The following is a 17,787-nucleotide window of genomic DNA, read 5'->3' on the forward strand; positions in this document are numbered from 1 at the left end:
TGCTCACCTTATGAGGATTGAGCGCCGCTGCGTACAGGTGAGAGTCACCTCATCAGCCACACAGGCATCAGGGGCATCACCGTACGAAGGCTGACGAATCAGGGGGCGCGGTCACATATATCTATGCGCCGGTGGCTCGCGCCGTGGCGCGCGTCACCCGTGAAGGTGAGTTGAGACCTCTTCGAAACATCGGGGACTTGGCAGGCCTATGCGTGCCGACAAGTTACGTAGTGCCATTGGATCGTTTAACTGGCTTTTTTTCGCAGGTAGTTGACACCAGATGACCTTGCAGAAACGTGCCTGTCAACGCGTGCATATGCGTCCGCCCTACCCCACCGCATGAGCCCTACTATCGGCTCGCCATGACAGCAGCAGGGAAGCACCAGGTGAGCCGCGCGGAAACCTCACGTCGAGGCAGTCGGCCGGGCCGGGCGGGCATCAGAGACGTGGCCGCCGCCGCCGGAGTCTCCATCACGACCGTGTCCGACGCCCTGAACGGCAAGGGCAGGCTCCCGGACGCCACCCGCCGCCATGTCAGGGAGGTCGCCGACCGGCTGGGCTACCGGCCCTCCGCCGCGGCCAGAACCCTCCGTACCGGCAAGTCGGGACTCATCGGCCTGACGGTGACGACGTACGGGGATGAACCTTTCACCTTCACCGAGTTCGCGTACTTCGCCGAGATGGCGCGGGCGGCCACCTCCGCGGCGCTCGCCCGCGGCTACGCCCTCGTGATCCTGCCCGCGACCTCACGCCACGACGTGTGGTCGAACGTCGCCCTGGACGGCACCGTGGTCATCGACCCGTCCGACCAGGACCCGGTCGTCAGCGAACTGGTCCGGCAGGGTTTACCGGTGGTCTCCGACGGCCGCCCGGCCGGCGCGCTCCCCGTCACCGCCTGGGTCGACAACGACCACGAGGCCGCCGTCCTCGGCATCCTCGACCACCTGGCCGACGCCGGCGCCCGCCGCATCGGCCTGCTGACCGGGACGACGACGGACACGTACACCCATCTGTCCACCACCGCGTATCTGCGCTGGTGCGAACGGGTGGGCCAGGATCCGGTCTACGAGGCCTACCCGGCACACGATCCGTGCGCGGGCGCCGTCGCCGCCGACCGGCTGCTCGCCCGCCCGGACCGGCCGGACGCCGTCTACGGCCTGTTCGACCCGAACGGCACCGACCTGCTGGCCGCCGCCCGCCGCTACGGGCTGCGCGTCCCGGACGACCTGCTGATCGTCTGCTGCAGCGAGTCCACGGTGTACGCCAGCACCGAGCCGCCCGTCACGACGCTCTCCCTCAAGCCCCGCCGCATCGGCACGGCCGTGATCCAGCTCCTCATCGACGCCATCGAAGGAGTCGAATCGGACCAACCGGTCGAGCAGGTGATACCGACCGAACTGATCGTGCGCACCTCGTCCCAGCGACGGGCCCCACGGACGACGGTCAGCCCGCCGCGGTCGCCCGAGGAGGGGTAGCCGACAGCCGACCGCCGGGCAGGGGCCGAAGCCCGGTGGGTGCGGTCCGGGCGGTGGTCGCAGCCCGGCGGGCGTCTCCGGGCGGTGGTCGCAGCCCGGCGGACACGTCCGTGCAGTGGTCGAAGCCCTGCCCAATCGGGGCGAATGCCGCGATGAACAGGAGTCTTGCTCCGATTCACCACCCCTGGGTCATCACACGGCGCGATCCGCATTCCTATGATGGGCCCACGACACCGCGGGGCCGCTGCGACCAGGCAGTCCGAAGCGGTGCAGATGCGGCGCGATGGTGGAGGGGTCTGATGACTCAGGGGGCCGGTCAGGGACCCGAGGTGGAGCGCACGGCAGTGCTGCGCGACTTCCGGGTGCCCGCGTACGTCAACGAGACCGGTCCTTACGACCACAGCACACACCCCGGCGATGTCGTCCAGGCGCACGAGGAGGCCTACCCGGAGGGGTACACCCCCACCGAGCAGGACCTGCCCGTCATCCACCACGGCGAGGGACTCCAGCCGGCCGCCGACGCCGCTGTGGAGGCGGAGGACGGTCCAGGTCCGCTCTTCGTCGTCGGCGACGTCCACGGCTACCTCGACGAACTGATGGCCGCACTCCACGAGAAGGGCCTGGTCGACGCCGAGGGCAACTGGTGCGCGGGCACCGCCCGGCTGTGGTTCCTCGGCGACTTCACGGACCGCGGTCCCGACGGCATCGGCGTCATCGACCTCGTGATGCGGCTGTCCGCGGAGGCCGCGGCGGCAGGCGGCTACTGCAAGGCCCTCATGGGCAACCACGAACTGCTGCTGCTCGGCGCCAAGCGGTTCGGCGACACCCCCGTCAACTCGGGCGCTGGCACCGCCACCTTCCAGGCGGCCTGGCTGCTCAACGGCGGGCAGAAGACCGACATGGACCGCCTCCAGGACCACCACCTCCAATGGATGTCCCGCCTCGACGCGGTGGAGGAGGTCGACGGCCATCTCCTCGTCCACTCCGACACCACCGCCTATCTCGACTACGGCGACTCGATCGAGGCGGTCAACGACACCGTCCGCGAGACGATCACGCGCAACGACGCGGACGAGGTGTGGGACCTGTTCCGCAAGTTCACCAAGCGCTTCTCCTTCCGCGACGAAGGCGGCGCCGACCATGTGCGCTCGCTGCTCGATACGTACGGCGGCGTCCGCATCGTTCACGGCCACAGCCCGATCCCCTATCTGCTCGGCGAAGTGGGCTCCGAGGACAGCGAGGACGATTCCGGTCCGGTGGTCGAGGGACCGCACGTCTACGCCGACGGACTGGCCATCGCGATGGACGGCGGGGTGACCATGGCCGGAAAGCTGCTGGTCCAGCAACTGCCCCTGGATATCTGAACCTTCTCGGGGCAGACGTTCCCCCATGACGGAGTGACCGTCGACCGCGCAGGCCAGAGGCCAATTTCTGGAAACCCCCTGTCACCCTGTGCCGTCGCCGCTCTACCATCTGGTTATCCGTAGCAGGCTCCCCTCCGTTTCTGCCCGACGGCTCGTTGGCATGCGAGCCCCAAGCCCTACGGAGCATCGGGGGATGCACATGAACAGCGTTCCGCAGCACCTGCACAGCGAGGACCGCCAAGAGTACGAGCGGATCCTCGATGAGGCGCTGCGCTCCGCACCACACCGTCCCGAACTGGCCGCTGTCGGACAGCGGCTGAATCCCGAACAGCTGCGCACCATGGCGCTGAACGCCACCGCACTCATCACGGCGGCCGCGGCGACCGAGTACCAGCACTACGTGAAGGTCCGCGAGGAACAGCGCCGTCCGGCGCCGTCCACCCTGTCGTCCGTGCACGAACCCGGCCCCGCCGAGTCGGGCACGGGTGCGATGGGGCTCGCCACCACCATGGGAGAGGTCGCCGAGACCGCCGGTGCGGGCGCCGTCGCCGTCGCCGCCGTCCTGACGCCCGTCCTCGCCGGAATCGCCGCGGCGATCTTCCTGCTCGTGGGCTACATCCTCCAGATGCTCAGCCCACCGCCGGCGTTCGCCCACGCCATGATCACTATCGGATGGGTCTTCGGTGCCCTGACCGCGGCCGCGATCCTGGTCGCCGCCGGCGGCCTGCTCATCACCGCCCTGCGCAACCAGCCCTCGCCGGACGCGGGATACGGCGAACTGAGCGAGGAGGTGGCACGGGCCAGGGACACCTGGCGCGAGGCCCTGCTGGAACGGGGCATCCTCCCCTTCCTCCGGGAGGCCCTGGCCGACCCCGGCACCGCCGCACTGCACCACACGGCACCGCCCGCACCGACCAGCCGGATGCCCAGCCTCGGCTACGACCGCCCGGGCTTCAGCAGCCCGGGCGACGGGGCCTCCGGTGCCCGCCCGAGCTTCACCAGCCCGGACTACACCAGCCCGGACTTCGGGGGGCCGGAGCACCAGCCGGAGTGACACCCGGCACCGCCCCTCGGCTTGCGCCCCCACCACGGGGAGCGCAAGCCGAAGACCCGACCGCGGACCACCCGCCGACGGTTCGCCTGCGTCAGTCGGCGATCGGCAGATAAACCCGGTTGCCCGCCGCCGCGAACTCCTTCGACTTCTGGGCCATGCCCTCCTCGATCTCCTCCTGACTGCCACCGTGGCGGCGGCGGATGTCCTGGGAGATCTTCATCGAGCAGAACTTCGGCCCGCACATGGAGCAGAAGTGGGCCGTCTTGGCCGGTTCGGCCGGGAGGGTCTCGTCGTGGAACTCGCGGGCTGTGTCGGGGTCGAGGGCCAGGTTGAACTGGTCCTCCCAGCGGAACTCGAAGCGTGCGTCGGAGAGGGCGTCGTCCCACTCCTGGGCGCCCGGGTGTCCCTTGGCGAGGTCGGCCGCGTGGGCGGCGATCTTGTAGGTGATGACACCCGTCTTGACGTCGTCCCGGTTGGGCAGGCCCAGATGCTCCTTGGGCGTGACGTAGCAGAGCATCGCGGTGCCCCACCAGGCGATCATCGCGGCGCCGATGCCGGAGGTGATGTGGTCGTAGGCCGGCGCGACGTCGGTGGTCAGCGGGCCGAGCGTGTAGAACGGAGCTTCGTCGCAGATCTCCTGCTGAAGGTCGATGTTCTCCTTGATCTTGTGCATCGGGACGTGCCCCGGGCCCTCGATCATGGTCTGTACGTGGAAGCGCTTCGCGATCCGGTTGAGTTCCCCGAGCGTGCGCAACTCCGCGAACTGCGCCTCGTCGTTGGCGTCCGCGATCGAGCCGGGCCTGAGGCCGTCTCCCAGCGAGTACGTGACGTCGTAGGCGGCGAGGATCTCGCACAGCTCCTCGAAGTTCTCGTACAGGAACGACTCCTTGTGGTGGGCGAGGCACCACGCCGCCATGATCGAGCCGCCACGCGAGACAATGCCCGTCTTGCGGTTGGCCGTCAGTGGTACGTACGGCAGGCGCACGCCCGCGTGGACCGTCATGTAGTCCACGCCCTGCTCGGCCTGCTCGATGACCGTGTCCTTGTAGATCTCCCAGGTCAGCTCCTCGGCCCTGCCGTCGACCTTCTCCAGGGCCTGGTAGAGCGGCACCGTGCCGATGGGGACGGGGGAGTTGCGCAGCACCCACTCGCGCGTGGTGTGGATGTTGCGGCCGGTGGACAGATCCATGACCGTGTCGGCGCCCCAGCGGGTCGCCCAGGTCATCTTCTCGACCTCCTCCTCGATGGAGGACGTCACCGCCGAGTTGCCGATGTTGGCGTTGACCTTCACCAGGAACCGCTTGCCGATGATCATCGGCTCGATCTCCGGGTGGTTGACGTTCGCCGGCAGCACCGCGCGGCCCGCCGCGATCTCCTCGCGGACCACCTCGGGCGAGACGTTCTCCCGGATGGACACGTACTCCATCTCCGGTGTGATCTCACCGCGGCGGGCGTAGGCGAGCTGGGTGACCGCCTTGCCGTCACGGCTGCGGCGCGGCTGCCGTGGCCGCCCCGGGAAGACCGCGTCGAGGTTGCGCAGGCCACCGCGCGGTGAGGTGTGCTTGATCCCGTCGTCCTCGGGGCGTACCGGGCGACCCGCGTACTCCTCGGTGTCACCGCGGGCGACGATCCAGTTCTCCCGCAGCGGCACCAGGCCCCGGCGGACATCCGTCTCGGTGAGCGGATCGGTGTACGGGCCCGACGTGTCGTACAGCGTGACCGACTGCCCGTTGGTGAGGTGCACCTGGCGGACCGGCACCCGCAGATCGGGGCGCGAGCCCTCGACGTACGCCTTGTGCCAGCCGATGGACTTCCCGGCCTCCTCGTCGATCTGGTCGGAGGCAGGCGTGCGCGCGTCCTTGATGGTCATGAGACCTACTCCCTACGCCGGCATTACCCGGTAACAGGTTCGGCGGTCGACGCAGCGTTTTCCGTCTGTCGACGTTTCGTGGGGAACGTCACTCGCTGGAGATGACGTTCCACGTGAAACATCGCTGGGACGGAGGTCAGCGCCCTCTCAGCCCGGTGCTCCGAGCTCCCGCGTGTACAAAAGGTGCCACCACGCTAGCGTCAATTCGGGCGCGGTGAACAGAGGGCCCCTGTCGTTCTTGCGATGATCGGTCGGTGACCACGACGCATCAGCCTCCGTACCCGCCGTCCGAGCCTCCGCGCCGACCGGGCTCCGGAGACGGCCCTGGGTACGGCCCCGGCAGTGGCTCCGGGCACGTCCACGGCAGCGGTTCCCCCAGAGGTTTCGGGGACACCGGGGCCGACGGCTGGCACGAGCATGAGCACGGCGGCGGACATGGCGGTGGTCACGACTACGGCCAAGGTCAGGGCGCGGGTCCAGGCGGCCCGGGCGGAGGTGGCCCTGGCGGTGGCGGTCGGAGTGGCGGCGGCGGTCCGGGGAGCGGCGGTGGCCGTGGGGGTGACTGGCACGGGCAGGGTCCCGGTGACGGTCATGGTCCCGGCGATGGCCACGGGCATGGACAGGGGCACGGGAGCGAGCCCGCGTCCGGGAGCGGGCACGGTGCCGGCAGTGGGCACGGCCACTCGCACAGTCACAGCCACGGGCCGGCAACCCCCGTCTCCAAGCACCTGCGCAAGGTCATCGCGGCGATCCTCATCCCGTTCGGGGTGGCCGTGCTGGTGGGGCTCGCGGTGCTCTGGCCCGGTGGCGCTCCGGGGCACGAACGCACCGGGGTCGGCTTCGACCGGCAGACCCAGCAGGCAACCGTCACCAAGGTCGTGAGCGTCAGCTGCAAGTCGGTGAACGCCTCGGGGGAGACCCCGACCGGGGACACCTCTACCGCCGAGGGCTCGTCCGCCGAGCAGCAGGCGAACGGCACCTGCAAGAAGGCGACGATCCGGGTCGACACCGGCAACGACACGGGCCGTACATTCACGGAGATCGTCCAGCCGGATCAGTCGCGGCAGTTGCACGAGGGCCAGAAGGTCGTGGTCGCGTACGAGCCCTCCGCGCCGAGGGACCTGCAGTACTCGGTCACCGACGTGAACCGCAAGCTGCCGATGGGACTGCTCGCCGGCATCTTCGCGCTCGCCGTCGTGGTCGTCGGGCGGCTGCGCGGAGTCATGGCGCTGGTCGCGCTGGCCATCAGCTTCATGGTGCTGAACTTCTTCATCCTGCCCGCGATCCTCCAGGGCTCGAACCCGCTGCTCGTGGCGGTGATCGGGTCGAGCGCCATCATGCTGATCGCCCTCTACATGTGCCACGGCCTGTCGGCCAGAACCTCCGTTGCCGTCCTGGGGACGCTGATCTCCCTGGTGCTGATCGGCATCCTCGGCTCGCAGTTCATCGGCTGGGCCGCGCTCACCGGCAACACCGACGACAACACCGGTCTCATCCACGGGTTGTATCCGTCGATCGACATGAGCGGTCTGCTGCTCGCCGGCGTCATCATCGGCTCGCTCGGTGTCCTCGACGACGTGACGGTCACACAGACCTCGGCGGTCTGGGAGCTGCACGAGGCCAACCCGACGATGGGCTGGCGCGGTCTGTACCGCGCGGGTATCCGGATCGGCCGCGACCACATCGCGTCCGTCGTCAACACGCTCGTCCTCGCCTACGCCGGCGCCGCACTGCCGCTGCTGCTGCTCTTCTCCATCGCGCAGTCCAGTGTGGGGACCGTCGCCAACAGCGAGCTGGTGGCGGAGGAGATCGTGCGCACCCTGGTCGGCTCGATCGGCCTCGTCGCCTCGGTACCAGTCACCACGGCCCTCGCCGCCCTCGTGGTCTCGGCCGACCGCCCGGAGACGGAGGCGATGGGTTCCGGGGCAGGGGCAGGTATGCCGACGCCCGTACCGGCGACGAGTGCGAGCGCGGGCACGGCCGACAGCCGGCCGGCAACGGGACGCGGTGGCAAGGGCCGGCGACGCAGGCGCTGAGAGCAACCCCGGGCCAGGTCAGGCCCGGCTCCGGCAGAAGCGTTCCTGCGTCCTCCCACCTCGAGAAGAAGGTTCCTTCACATCGCTGGCGCCCTACGGCCTCAGCCCGCGCTCTGCTCCTCCGCCAGGATCCGGTCCAGCGCCTCGTCGAGATGGGTGTCGAAATCGGCCAGCGCTGCCTCCTGGCCCAGCGGGACCAGCTTGTCGGTGCGGTCGAGGAACGCGATGATCGGCGCCGTCGACGAGCGGAACAGTGCCTGGTCGCCGCCGACCTGAAGCCGGATCAGGACATCGCCCAACAGGTCGGCCCCGGCGGGCGCGACCCGCACATCACCCTCGCCGCAGGGCCGGCCCACGCCGTCGATCAGCAGCTCGCGGCCGAAAGCCCAGGTCACCGGGGCGTCGCCCGGGAGATGGAAGGTCAGCCGGACCGCGTAAGGATCACAGGCCTCGTAGCGCAGCTCCACCGGAATGCGGAAGGAGAGCTCCTCCGAGACGAGAAAGCTCATCATGACCTCTGCCTGTACGGACTCGCGCATCGCCTACCCCGTCATCTGCCTTCGTTGGCCGGGAATGATCCCTCTGACACTGGTGGCATCTTGCTGAACGTGTACGACAGATCACAAGGAGTGAGTTTTCAGATACTGATAGAGATCGCCAGCGAGCCCGTCAAACGCCCGATTTCTGCTTGTAGTTGCTGGGTTGCGGCCACCAACCGGTCCGCCTGATGGGCGGGCAGGGAGATGGCCATCGTTGCCGCAGCGTTACCCAACGTGATCGGAATCGCCGCGCACACTGTTCCCAGCGCGTACTCCTGACGCTCGATCACGGGCTCCATCCGCGCGGTCCGTTCGAGCCGCCGGAGCAGACTGTGGCCGTCGCGCACGGTGTACGGGGTGATGGACTGCACGGGGTACCGGTCGAGGTGGTCGCGCCGGGCCTCGTCGTCCAGCTGGGCCAGCAGGCACTGCCCGATGGCGTGCGCGTGGCCGGTCTCGCGGAAGTCGGCCCACTCCTCGACCGCCGGGGTGCCGGGGCTGTCGGAGACGCAGAGGACCTCGATCTCGCCGTCCCGGTACTGCGCGTAGTACACCGGTACACCGATCAGATCCCGCCAGTGCGCGAGCGCCTCGACGACCGTGCTGCGACGTTTCTGCTCGGCTCCACTGCTGCTCAGCCGCTCGGCGGCCTCCCCGAGGAAGAACAGGCCCTTGTCGCGGCGCAGATAGCCCTCGTGCACGAGGGTGCGCAGCAGGTGGTAGGCCGTCGGGAGCGCCAGCCCGGTCTCGCGGGCGAGTTGTTTGGCCGGGGCTCCGTTTTCGTGCTCGGCGACGCACTCGAGCAGGCGCATCGCGCGCTGGACCGACCCGATGAGGGTCGCGGAGTGGGTCTGTTCGGGAGGCTCGGGGGCCGGTGCCGTGTGGCGCTGGACGGGGGCTGACGGTCGTACGGGAGCCGCCGGCGGTACAAGGGCTGAAGAGCGTACTGGAGTTGACGGTCGTACAGGAGCCGCCGGCGGTACAGGAGCTGACGGTCGTACCGGAGCAGGCGGTCGTACGGGATCCTGCGGTCCCGCCGGAGCCGTCGGCTGTGCGGGCGTTTCCGGGCCTCCGGGAGTCGTCGGCCGTTCCGAGGCCGTCGGTTGTGCGGGAGGCGTCGTCGAGCGGGCGTCGATCTGGGCGGGTGCGGTGTCAACCGTGGCCAAGGGTCACTCCCGGAGCGCGAGGGGGCAGTCCGTGCGGGGGAACACGGGAGGGGTGTACGCCGCTCGCGGGGTCGTCCCCGCGTCGAGTTCCGGACTTTAACGGTCCGCCACCGCACGTATACGGCCCGTCCGGGAAACTTCCCTCGCCCGAGGGAACAGGTGATTCCTGTTACCGGTCGCCCCGCCCGCTCCGGACGCTCACCAGTCGCTGCGCGAGGAGGAGCTCGACATGAACTTCCGCACGACGTAGACGAGTCCACCGACCAGGGCCACGAAGACCAGCAGCTTGAAGAGCAGGCCGATGACGAAGCCCACGACCGTCGCTATCAGCCCGCCGAACACGACCAGGGCGATGACGGGCACCGCGACCCACTTGACCCACCACGGCAGTCCCGCGAAGAACTCTCCCATCGCACTCAACCTCTCTGCAGTCCGGCACCGTCCGGCCCCTCTGGTACCGGATCCACCAATGTCCTGCACTCGATGCTAGGACGGCGGGTGCCGCCGCGGGGGCCTCGCATCCCTTGTCCTCCCCTGACTGATCCCCTAGGGAACCCCGAGACCGCAGGTCAGCTCTCGGGGGGAGAGAACACCACCATGACCCTGAGGTCCTCGCTGATGTGGTGGAACTTGTGGGCGACACCGGCCGGCACGTAGACCACGCTGCCGCGCGCGACCTGGGTGGTCTCCATGCCCACAGTGATCGCCGCGCGGCCGCTGACCACGAAGTAGACCTCGTCCTGGTTGTGTGGCTGCTGCGGGTCCTGGGTCCCCGAGTCGAGTGCGTACAGGCCGACCGACATGTTCCGCTCTCGCAGGAACTGCAGGTAGGCGCCGTCGTTGGCGGCGCGCTCCGCCTCCAGTTCATCCAACCGGAATGCCTTCATCGACTTAGTCCGCCCTCGTCGTACCCGTAACCGATCTCTTCTGCCACGATCAGACACATGAAGAATTTCCTAGTCAAGACGCTCGCCAACGCGGGTGCTCTGGCGGTCGCCGTCTGGTTGCTCGACAAGATCACCCTGACCGGTGGCAGCACCGGCAAGAAGGTCTGGACGCTGATCCTCGTCGCCCTGGTGTTCGGCCTGGTGAACTGGCTGGTCAAGCCGGTCGTGAAGCTCCTGACCTTCCCCTTGTTCATCCTGACGCTCGGGCTGTTCACGCTGATCGTCAACGCACTGATGCTGCTGCTGACCTCGTGGCTCGCCGACGTGCTCAACCTGAGTTTCCACGTCGAGGGGTTCTGGACCGCCGTCCTGGGCGGCCTGATCATCTCGATCGTGTCCTGGGCCCTGTCCATGGTCCTGCCTGACGAGGACTGAGGGGAGGCATGATCTACCGCGTCTGTTTCGTCTGCACGGGCAACATCTGCCGTTCCCCGATGGCGGAGTCGGTCTTCCGTGCCCGGACAGCCGAGGCCGGCCTGGACGGCGTGGTCGAGGTCGACAGCGCCGGCACGGGCGGCTGGCACGAGGGCGACGGCGCCGACCCGCGCACCGTCTCCGTCCTGGAGGAGCACGGCTACGACGGCGCCCATACGGCCCGTCAGTTCCAGCCCTCCTGGTTCTCCCGCCTCGACCTCGTCATCGCCCTCGACACCGGCCATCTCAAGGCCCTGCGCCGCCTCGCACCCACGCCGGAGGACGCCGCGAAGGTGCGGCTGCTGCGTTCGTACGACCCCGCCGCGGGCGACGACCTCGACGTTCCCGACCCGTACTACGGGGGCCTGGACGGCTTCGAGGAGTGCCTTGAGATGGTGGAGGCGGCGAGCGAGGGTCTGCTCGCCGCGGTGCGCGAGCAGACGGAAGGACGGGTGGCATGAGCGACAGGGCTGCGGACAAGGGGGAGGGCACGCGCGCGGTGCGGGCCGGACTGCCCGAGGCGGTCAAGAACGAACCGACCCTGCCCGGCCCGGCCTTCGCCGCCCACTTCCACCTGCCGGGTGAGGTCGACGGCCCGTACACCTACGGCCGCGACACGAACCCGAGCTGGAGCCTGCTGGAGAGCGCCATCGGCGAGCTGGAGGCGCCGGGGCAGGACGGAGTGGAGACGCTGGTCTTCGCCTCGGGCATGGCCGCCATCTCCGCCGTGCTCTTCTCACAGCTGCGCGCCGGGGACACGGTCGTCCTGCCCAGCGACGGCTACCAGGTGCTGCCGCTGATCCGCGCCCAGCTGGAGGCGTACGGCATCGAGGTGCGCACCGCGCCGACCGGCGGCGACGCCCAGCTCGACGTCCTGGACGGCGCCCGCCTGCTGTGGATCGAGAGCCCGTCCAACCCCGGCCTCGACGTGTGCGACATCCGGCGGCTCGTCGGGGCGGCACACACGCGTGGGGCGCTCGTCGCCGTCGACAACACGCTCGCCACCCCGCTCGGACAGCGTCCGCTGGAGCTGGGCGCCGACTTCTCGGTGGCCAGCGGCACCAAGCAGCTCACGGGGCACGGAGACGTCCTCCTCGGGTACGTCAGCGGCCGCGAGGGCGAGTCCATGGACGCCGTACGTCGCTGGCGGAAGATCGTCGGGGCGATCGCAGGGCCCATGGAGGCCTGGCTCGCGCATCGCTCGATCGCGACCCTCCAGATGCGGGTCGACCGCCAGAACGCGAGCGCCCTTGTGCTCGCCGAAGCCCTGCGCACGCGCCCCGAGGTGACCGGGCTGCGCTACCCCGGACTGCCCGACGACCCCTCGCACAAGATCGCCTCGCAGCAGATGCGGCGCTATGGATGCGTGGTCTCTTTCACGCTGGCCACGCGCGCGCGTGCCGACCGCTTCCTCGACGCGCTGCGGCTCGTGGACGACGCGACGAGCTTCGGCGGAGTGCGCTCCACGGCCGAGCGGCGCCGACGCTGGGGCGGCGACGATGTGCCGGAGGGCTTCATTCGCCTCTCCGTCGGGGCGGAGGACCCCGAGGATCTGGTGGCGGATGTGCTGCGTGCGCTGGACGAGTCGGCCGACTGACCGTTTCAGCAGGGACTTTACGGACGTTCAACCATGTCCCGCTACGTACAACGGACGGTCCGAGCCTCCCCCCTCGTGGCTCGGACCGCCCCGGTTCCGCGCGCGAAGAACCGCGCGAACAAGGCTAGTTGACTCTGTGTCAGTGTCCAATCACAGTAGCGACAGAGACCTATCGACATATTTATAGTTGGGCTCCTGCCCCGGGGCCGGGAGAAGGGCAGGGAAAGGGGCGTCGCCATGGATCTGGCCTTGCTGCGCACCTTCGTGACGGTGCACCGGGCCGGTTCCTTCACCCGCGCTGCCGCGCTGCTCGGACTGTCCCAGCCGGCTGTCACCTCGCAGATCCGCACCCTGGAGCGTCAGTTGGGCCGCCCCCTGTTCTTACGGCAGGCCCGCGGTGTGACCCCCACGAGCATCGGCGACGAGCTCGCCCACAAGGCCGCTCCTCACCTCGATGCCCTGGTGGAGATCACCGAGACCGGCCTCGACGACGAGTCGTCCCTGCGCACACTGCATCTCGCCGGGCCTCCCGAGTTCACCGCCGAGCGAGCGCTGCCCGCCCTCACCGGGCTGACCGGCGAGGACAGCCAGGGCTTCGCCCTGCGAGCCTCCTTCGGGAACGCCGAGGAGACCCTGGAGGGTCTGGCAGCCGGGCATCACGATCTGGCCATCAGCACGGCCCGTCCCCGGGGTGCGTTGCTCACGGCGAGCACGCTCTGCGACGAGGAGCACGTCCTGGTCGCCGCCCCGAGCTGGGCCCGTCAGATCGGCTCAGGAGAGGCACTCGACGCCGTTCCCGCGGTCAAACGAGCCCCCGCGTTCGAGCACGTCCCCGTGATCGAGGTGCACGAGTCTCTGCCCTTCGTCTCGCGCTACTGGGCCGCGGTCTTCGATTCCCGCCCGGCCGCACCGGGCACCGTCGTCGTACCCGATCTGCGCGCCGTGCTCGCCTGCGCGGTCGCGGGCGCCGGGCTCGCGGTGCTGCCGCGCTATCTGTGTGCAGCCGCCCTGGCACGAGGTGACGTCGTCGCGCTGCACGAGCCCGCCGTCCCCCCGCTTCGGACGTACTTCCTGGTGGTGCGTACCGGGACGCTGGCCATGCCCCATGTCGCGCGAGCACACGAATGGCTGCTGCGGGCGGCTGCCCACTGGTGCTGAACTGGGATTCGCCCTCTTCACGCAGCGAGCCCGGCCGATGACAGCCCGCGATGTTTCACGTGGAACCATCCGGGCCACATTCCCCCCATGACCGTCCGACCCGTGGTCAAGCGCACCGCCCGAGCCGTCCTGCTCGACGGCGACGACCTGATCCTGATCAAGCGCACCAAGCCCGGCATGGATCCTTACTGGCTGACTCCCGGCGGTGGAGTCGAGCCGACGGACACGACCGTCATCGACGCCCTGCACCGCGAGGTGTACGAGGAGCTCGGCGCCAAGATCACCGACGTGGTGCCCTGCTTCGTGGACACCGTCGAGCACATCGGCGACGACGGTGGCGCGACCGGAGTGAAGGTGCAGCACTTCTTCGTCTGCCACCTGGAATCGATGGACCCGTCCTTGCGGCACGGTCCCGAGGTGGACGAGCCCATCGGGGAGTACGAGATCGTCCGGGTGCCGTTCACCCGCGTCGGGATCGCCTCCGTCCACCTGGTCCCGCTGTCCCTGCGCCACTATCTGGACGGGAACATCGAGGGTGTACGGGCCATGCACGCACCGGACCTGGGCTGACCTCCCGCCCGGTCACTGGGCCAGGACGAGTTCCTCCACGGCGTCGTGACGTATGCGTGCCGACGGGATACCGAGGGACCTGAGCGTGTCCACACCGCTGCGGATCATGCCGGGCGGACCCGAGAGGTAGGCGTCGTACGCGTGCCAGGGGCCGTATGCGCGGACGGCGTCCGGAAGCTGCAGATGGACCTGCTGGTCGACGACGGCACGCACCGAGAGCCAGGGGTGGGACTGCTGGAGTCTGAGCATGCTGTCGATGTCGTACAGGTCGTTGTCGGTGCGGGCTCCGTAGAACACCTCGACCGACCGTCGTGCCCCGTGCTCGGCCACGTCCTCGACCAGCGCCTTGATCGGGGCTATGCCCGTACCGCCGCCCAGGCAGAGCAGCCCGCTGTCGGCGGTGTGGTCCACGGTCATGGATCCGGTCGGCGGCCCGAGCCGGATGACATCACCGGGGCGGGCCCGGTGCACCAGGGCATTGGAGACCCAGCCCGCGGGAACGGCCTTCACGTGGAACGACAGCAGACCGTCCGAGCGGGGTGCCGAGGCGAAGGAGTAGTGCCGCCATATGCGCGGCCACCACGGCGTCTCCAGGCTTGTGTACTGGCCCGCGAGGAACGGATAGGGCTGGTCGGGCCGCACGGTGACAACGGCGACATGCGGGGTCCTCAGGTCGTGCGACACGACCTCCGCGTGCCACCAGGCGGGGGCACGCAGTTCGTCCGCGGCTGCCGCGTCGATCATCACCTGCGAGATCCTCGTGTACGCCCGGACCCAGGCCGCTTCCGTCTCCCTGTCCCAGCTGCCGGAGGCGTACTTGCTCAGCGCGCCGATGAGGCACTCTCCGACCGCCGGGTAGTGCTCGGCGCGGGTGCCGTACTTGCGATGGGCCCGCCCCAGGTTCTGCAGGTAGTCGACCAGGGCCGGGGCGTTGTCGATGTGCTCGGCAGCCGTCAGCAGGGCCCTGAGCAGGCGGTCCCGCTGGGCGTCCATGGCGGCGGGGAACATCGGCCGCAGACCGGGGTGGCGTACGAAGAGCAGCGCGTAGAAGTACGACGTGACCTTGTCGGCGACAGGGGCGACCTCGGCCATGGTCCTGCGGATACGGACGGCGTCCGGGGACGGTGGCTGGTCTCGCGGGGACAGGCCCGGGAACTGCGGCGTGGGAACGCCGGGTGCCGTGGTGGCGCCCAGGGGGAGAGAGGGGCTCTGGACGGGAACCCGGGGGTCTGCGGAGGGGATGCCGTCCGACGCGGATATCGCCTCGAGGGGTGCCGGTTCCCCCCGGCCGGTCTCCGTGCCGTGTTCTGTGGCCCGCCCCGAAGTGCCGGGAGGCTCTGCGGCCGTTTCCGACTGGTCCGGTTCGGTACCAGGCATCGCCGGTTGACTGCTTGGACCGAACCAGCCGCCCGCGCCCCCGGAAGCGCCGTTGTCGGCTGACATGGCGGTCGGAGCGTCCATGGTGTGCCTCGCCTCGAACATCTTTCGGTCGGTCTGCGCACTTCCTGGGTCGGAAGGTGCCTGCTTTCCCCCGCAGACGGTTCGCTCTCCCCGCCGGCCGCGACACCCTCGCCGCAGCGTCCCACCGCGCACGGATGTCCGGACCGCATAACCGCAAATGCGTGTCTTCGATCTCTCCGTCCGGTTAGGCTGCAATGCCCGCTCACGACCGCACGAGGAGTCGCACCCCAGTACGGACGGGAACCGGAGTCGACCCTACCGGTCCCCGCTTCGCACACAAGTCCCCCCTCCTCCTCACGAATTGATCGCGCGCTGTTCGCAGGGCGAACGGTGAATGGCCTCAATCACTGGACACGGCGCACCAATTCATAGGCTTCCCACAGATCCATGCCCGTGTACGCGTGAGTCGAGATATCGGACAGATGGTGGTCTGCATTGACCGCCACGGAGATCGGCACCACGGCGAACAGATCCTTGTCGGAGGACGAGTCGCCATAGGCAATGCAGTCCGCCCGTGTCACTCCGAACTGTTCGCACAGCCGGTCCGCGATCAGGACCTTGGCGGCTGCATTCAGCACTCCCGCGGGATCCACGGGCTCGGTGAAGGGGACGGCCGGAAAGCGGGACCCGTGTGCGGCATGAGCTCCCCAGCTGGTCAGCCGTTCCACAAAGAAGGACGGCGAGAGCGACACGACCGCGCAGTAGTCGCCCTGTCCCCTGATCTCCGCCCAGACCTCACGAATCCGGGCCAGCCAAGGAGCGCCTTCGAAGGCCGCGACGACGTGCGCCTCCGTCAGGGAGGCCCACAGCTCGTACACCTGCTGCGCGTATTGGGTCGGACCTATCAAGCCGGCCCCGATCGCCTGATCGAGTGCCACCGTCTCGGCCTCCAGGCCGAGTTGCCGGGAGATCTGCACCGGCGCGCTGGTCCCCGGGAGCAAGGTGCCGTCGAGGTCGAAGAGATGAAGTCTCGCCATGCTCTGGAGGTTAGTGCCCGAGACAGACGAGGCATTATCGCGCTTTCGGACGACCACCGGACGGTCGCCGTTTTCCGATGTTTCACGTGAAACACCCGGCATCTGATCGACTGCTGCGCACTCGGTGCCGACATGGCCAAAAGCTCGTACACACCCTGGGAAACGGGTGGACGCCGAGGGCACCTGTCGGACAGCCTGACCTGCGTGCCGACTCCTTCTCTCACCGCTCTCCCCATCCGTCGTCTGACGCTGCGCGATCTCACCGCCTGCGCCGACCTGTCCGAGGATCGGGGGTGGCCGCGCGAGGAGCACAAGTGGGGCCTCCTCCTCGCGGCGGGCAAGGGCTACGGCATCGACGATCCCGACGGAGGCCTCGTCACCGCCTGTGTGGTCACCGAGTACGGCCCATACAGCGAGCCCGACCTGGGAGCGATCGGGATGGTGCTGGTTGCCGAACGGCACGCTCGACAGGGCATCGGCCGTCGGCTCATGCATCACATTCTCTCCGCGATGGGCACCACCCCGCTGACTCTGCATGCGACGCCCTATGGACGCCCGCTCTACGAGGAACTGGGCTTCAAGGTCATCGGGCGGGCAGAGATGCTCCGCGGACACTTCACTCCGGGCGGCCCCTCGCCGGCGGTGAGCACGCGTGCGGCCACCGCAGATGACCTCTCCGCGATCCTCAGCCTCGACGAGGAGGTGCTCGGTACGGATCGCACGCACCTCATCACCCGGCTGCCCGCCTTCGCCGACCAGTTCCGCGTCGCCGAGGAGAGCGGGCGGATCATCGGTTACGCGGCCGCCTGGCCCAACATGGACACCCATGTCGTGGGCCCGCTGATCGCCCGTGACACCGAGACGGCCCAGGCACTGCTCACCTCGCTCGCCGCAGGCACCGACCGTCCCCTGCGCACCGACATCGACGTACGACACGAAGAGCTTCGGGCATGGGCCAGGGAACGCCGGCTGGAATCGGTGGCCCACAACTCGGTCATGACGTACGGCATCCCGGAGCTGCCGGGCGACTGGAGTCGGCGGTTCGCTCCGCTGACGGTGGCGGCGCTCTGAGACCCACCTGCACGAAGGCGCCGGCGCCCCGGACTTCGGGGAACCGGCGCCTTCATCGAGCCCGTCCACGGGCGACGCGGTTTCTGTT

The 17,787-nt window shown here is 69.0% G+C and carries 17 protein-coding genes and 1 riboswitch; of the genes, 10 read left to right on the forward strand and 7 right to left on the reverse strand.

Annotation, left to right across the window (positions count from 1 at the left end):
* The first annotated feature begins 362 nt into the window (after nt 1-362).
* The 3 genes from IOD14_RS43670 (at nt 363) to IOD14_RS43680 (ending at nt 3,893) form a co-directional block, all read left to right on the forward strand.
* Entirely contained in the window at nt 363-1,475 is a 1,113-nt protein-coding gene (locus IOD14_RS43670) for a LacI family DNA-binding transcriptional regulator (protein WP_123990340.1), read from the forward strand.
* Between the two features lie 299 nt (nt 1,476-1,774).
* Nucleotides 1,775-2,839: a metallophosphoesterase gene (locus tag IOD14_RS43675; RefSeq protein ID WP_123990341.1), complete on the forward strand. Its 1,065-nt coding sequence runs from the start codon at nt 1,775-1,777 to the stop codon at nt 2,837-2,839.
* 193 nt (nt 2,840-3,032) lie between these two features.
* Nucleotides 3,033-3,893, forward strand: coding sequence for a hypothetical protein (locus IOD14_RS43680; protein ID WP_212673146.1), 861 nt, complete (start codon nt 3,033-3,035; stop codon nt 3,891-3,893).
* 91 nt (nt 3,894-3,984) lie between these two features.
* On the opposite strand, the gene thiC is transcribed toward IOD14_RS43680, so the two are convergent.
* Nucleotides 3,985-5,763, reverse strand: a complete 1,779-nt coding sequence (gene thiC, locus IOD14_RS43685) for a phosphomethylpyrimidine synthase ThiC (RefSeq protein WP_212673147.1) — start codon at nt 5,761-5,763, stop codon at nt 3,985-3,987.
* Nucleotides 5,756-5,945: riboswitch (TPP riboswitch) on the reverse strand. It overlaps the preceding gene by 8 nt.
* Before the next feature lie 72 nt (nt 5,946-6,017).
* Here thiC and IOD14_RS43690 point away from each other — a divergent pair.
* Entirely contained in the window at nt 6,018-7,799 is a 1,782-nt protein-coding gene (locus tag IOD14_RS43690) for a YibE/F family protein (RefSeq protein WP_212673148.1), read from the forward strand.
* Nucleotides 7,800-7,900: 101 nt separating this feature from the next.
* On the opposite strand, the gene IOD14_RS43695 is transcribed toward IOD14_RS43690, so the two are convergent.
* From IOD14_RS43695 to IOD14_RS43710, 4 genes are all read right to left on the reverse strand, one after another.
* A complete protein-coding gene (locus IOD14_RS43695) occupies nt 7,901-8,338 on the reverse strand; it encodes an SsgA family sporulation/cell division regulator (protein ID WP_123990345.1) in 438 nt (145 codons plus the stop codon).
* 98 nt (nt 8,339-8,436) lie between these two features.
* Nucleotides 8,437-9,171: a helix-turn-helix domain-containing protein gene (locus IOD14_RS43700; RefSeq protein WP_249126344.1), complete on the reverse strand. Its 735-nt coding sequence runs from the start codon at nt 9,169-9,171 to the stop codon at nt 8,437-8,439.
* A gap of 531 nt (nt 9,172-9,702) precedes the next feature.
* On the reverse strand, nt 9,703-9,915 hold the full coding sequence (locus IOD14_RS43705) for a DUF5326 family protein (protein ID WP_123990347.1): 213 nt from the start codon (nt 9,913-9,915) through the stop codon (nt 9,703-9,705).
* Nucleotides 9,916-10,073: 158 nt separating this feature from the next.
* Nucleotides 10,074-10,391 (reverse strand): cupin domain-containing protein, encoded by a 318-nt coding sequence (locus tag IOD14_RS43710; RefSeq protein WP_123990348.1) that lies wholly within the window; start codon nt 10,389-10,391, stop codon nt 10,074-10,076.
* Nucleotides 10,392-10,448: 57 nt separating this feature from the next.
* Here IOD14_RS43710 and IOD14_RS43715 point away from each other — a divergent pair, with 57 nt between their 5' ends.
* The 5 genes from IOD14_RS43715 to IOD14_RS43735 all read left to right on the forward strand — a co-directional run bounded on the left by IOD14_RS43715 (nt 10,449) and on the right by IOD14_RS43735 (nt 14,190).
* On the forward strand, nt 10,449-10,826 hold the full coding sequence (locus IOD14_RS43715) for a phage holin family protein (protein ID WP_212673150.1): 378 nt from the start codon (nt 10,449-10,451) through the stop codon (nt 10,824-10,826).
* Between the two features lie 8 nt (nt 10,827-10,834).
* Entirely contained in the window at nt 10,835-11,326 is a 492-nt protein-coding gene (locus tag IOD14_RS43720) for a low molecular weight protein-tyrosine-phosphatase (RefSeq protein ID WP_123990350.1), read from the forward strand.
* A complete protein-coding gene (locus tag IOD14_RS43725) occupies nt 11,323-12,462 on the forward strand; it encodes a cystathionine gamma-lyase (RefSeq protein WP_212673151.1) in 1,140 nt (379 codons plus the stop codon). Before IOD14_RS43720 ends, IOD14_RS43725 begins: the two co-directional genes overlap by 4 nt.
* Before the next feature lie 237 nt (nt 12,463-12,699).
* The gene (locus tag IOD14_RS43730; protein ID WP_212673152.1) at nt 12,700-13,620 is read left to right on the forward strand and encodes a LysR family transcriptional regulator; all 921 of its coding nucleotides are present in this window, start codon (nt 12,700-12,702) and stop codon (nt 13,618-13,620) included.
* An 87-nt stretch (nt 13,621-13,707) separates the two neighbouring features.
* On the forward strand, nt 13,708-14,190 hold the full coding sequence (locus IOD14_RS43735; protein ID WP_123990353.1) for an NUDIX hydrolase: 483 nt from the start codon (nt 13,708-13,710) through the stop codon (nt 14,188-14,190).
* A gap of 12 nt (nt 14,191-14,202) precedes the next feature.
* On the opposite strand, the gene IOD14_RS43740 is transcribed toward IOD14_RS43735, so the two are convergent.
* Together IOD14_RS43740 and IOD14_RS43745 are read right to left on the reverse strand one after the other, a co-directional pair.
* A complete protein-coding gene (locus IOD14_RS43740; protein ID WP_212673153.1) occupies nt 14,203-15,672 on the reverse strand; it encodes a globin domain-containing protein in 1,470 nt (489 codons plus the stop codon).
* A gap of 323 nt (nt 15,673-15,995) precedes the next feature.
* Nucleotides 15,996-16,628, reverse strand: a complete 633-nt coding sequence (locus IOD14_RS43745) for a haloacid dehalogenase-like hydrolase (RefSeq protein WP_212673154.1) — start codon at nt 16,626-16,628, stop codon at nt 15,996-15,998.
* Between the two features lie 204 nt (nt 16,629-16,832).
* On the opposite strand from IOD14_RS43745, the gene IOD14_RS43750 reads away from it, so the two are divergent.
* Complete coding sequence (locus IOD14_RS43750; protein ID WP_123990356.1) at nt 16,833-17,699, forward strand: GNAT family N-acetyltransferase; 867 nt, start codon at nt 16,833-16,835, stop codon at nt 17,697-17,699.
* Nucleotides 17,700-17,787 lie beyond the last annotated feature (88 nt).

The sequence above is a fragment of the Streptomyces sp. A2-16 genome (assembly GCF_018128905.1).
Classification (GTDB): Bacteria; Actinomycetota; Actinomycetes; order Streptomycetales; family Streptomycetaceae; genus Streptomyces.

Bases quoted from the DNA above. Each gene is read 5' to 3' on its own strand.
- thiC (WP_212673147.1), bottom strand. From the start codon at position 5,763: ATGACCATCAAGGACGCGCGCACGCCTGCCTCCGACCAGATCGACGAG.
- IOD14_RS43695 (WP_123990345.1), bottom strand. From the start codon at position 8,338: ATGCGCGAGTCCGTACAGGCAGAGGTCATGATGAGCTTTCTCGTCTCG.
- IOD14_RS43670 (WP_123990340.1), top strand. From the start codon at position 363: ATGACAGCAGCAGGGAAGCACCAGGTGAGCCGCGCGGAAACCTCACGT.
- IOD14_RS43680 (WP_212673146.1), top strand. From the start codon at position 3,033: ATGCACATGAACAGCGTTCCGCAGCACCTGCACAGCGAGGACCGCCAA.
- IOD14_RS43720 (WP_123990350.1), top strand. From the start codon at position 10,835: ATGATCTACCGCGTCTGTTTCGTCTGCACGGGCAACATCTGCCGTTCC.
- IOD14_RS43725 (WP_212673151.1), top strand. From the start codon at position 11,323: ATGAGCGACAGGGCTGCGGACAAGGGGGAGGGCACGCGCGCGGTGCGG.
- IOD14_RS43730 (WP_212673152.1), top strand. From the start codon at position 12,700: ATGGATCTGGCCTTGCTGCGCACCTTCGTGACGGTGCACCGGGCCGGT.
- IOD14_RS43745 (WP_212673154.1), bottom strand. From the start codon at position 16,628: ATGGCGAGACTTCATCTCTTCGACCTCGACGGCACCTTGCTCCCGGGG.
- IOD14_RS43735 (WP_123990353.1), top strand. From the start codon at position 13,708: ATGACCGTCCGACCCGTGGTCAAGCGCACCGCCCGAGCCGTCCTGCTC.
- IOD14_RS43740 (WP_212673153.1), bottom strand. From the start codon at position 15,672: ATGTTCGAGGCGAGGCACACCATGGACGCTCCGACCGCCATGTCAGCC.
- IOD14_RS43715 (WP_212673150.1), top strand. From the start codon at position 10,449: ATGAAGAATTTCCTAGTCAAGACGCTCGCCAACGCGGGTGCTCTGGCG.
- IOD14_RS43675 (WP_123990341.1), top strand. From the start codon at position 1,775: ATGACTCAGGGGGCCGGTCAGGGACCCGAGGTGGAGCGCACGGCAGTG.
- IOD14_RS43710 (WP_123990348.1), bottom strand. From the start codon at position 10,391: ATGAAGGCATTCCGGTTGGATGAACTGGAGGCGGAGCGCGCCGCCAAC.
- IOD14_RS43705 (WP_123990347.1), bottom strand. From the start codon at position 9,915: ATGGGAGAGTTCTTCGCGGGACTGCCGTGGTGGGTCAAGTGGGTCGCG.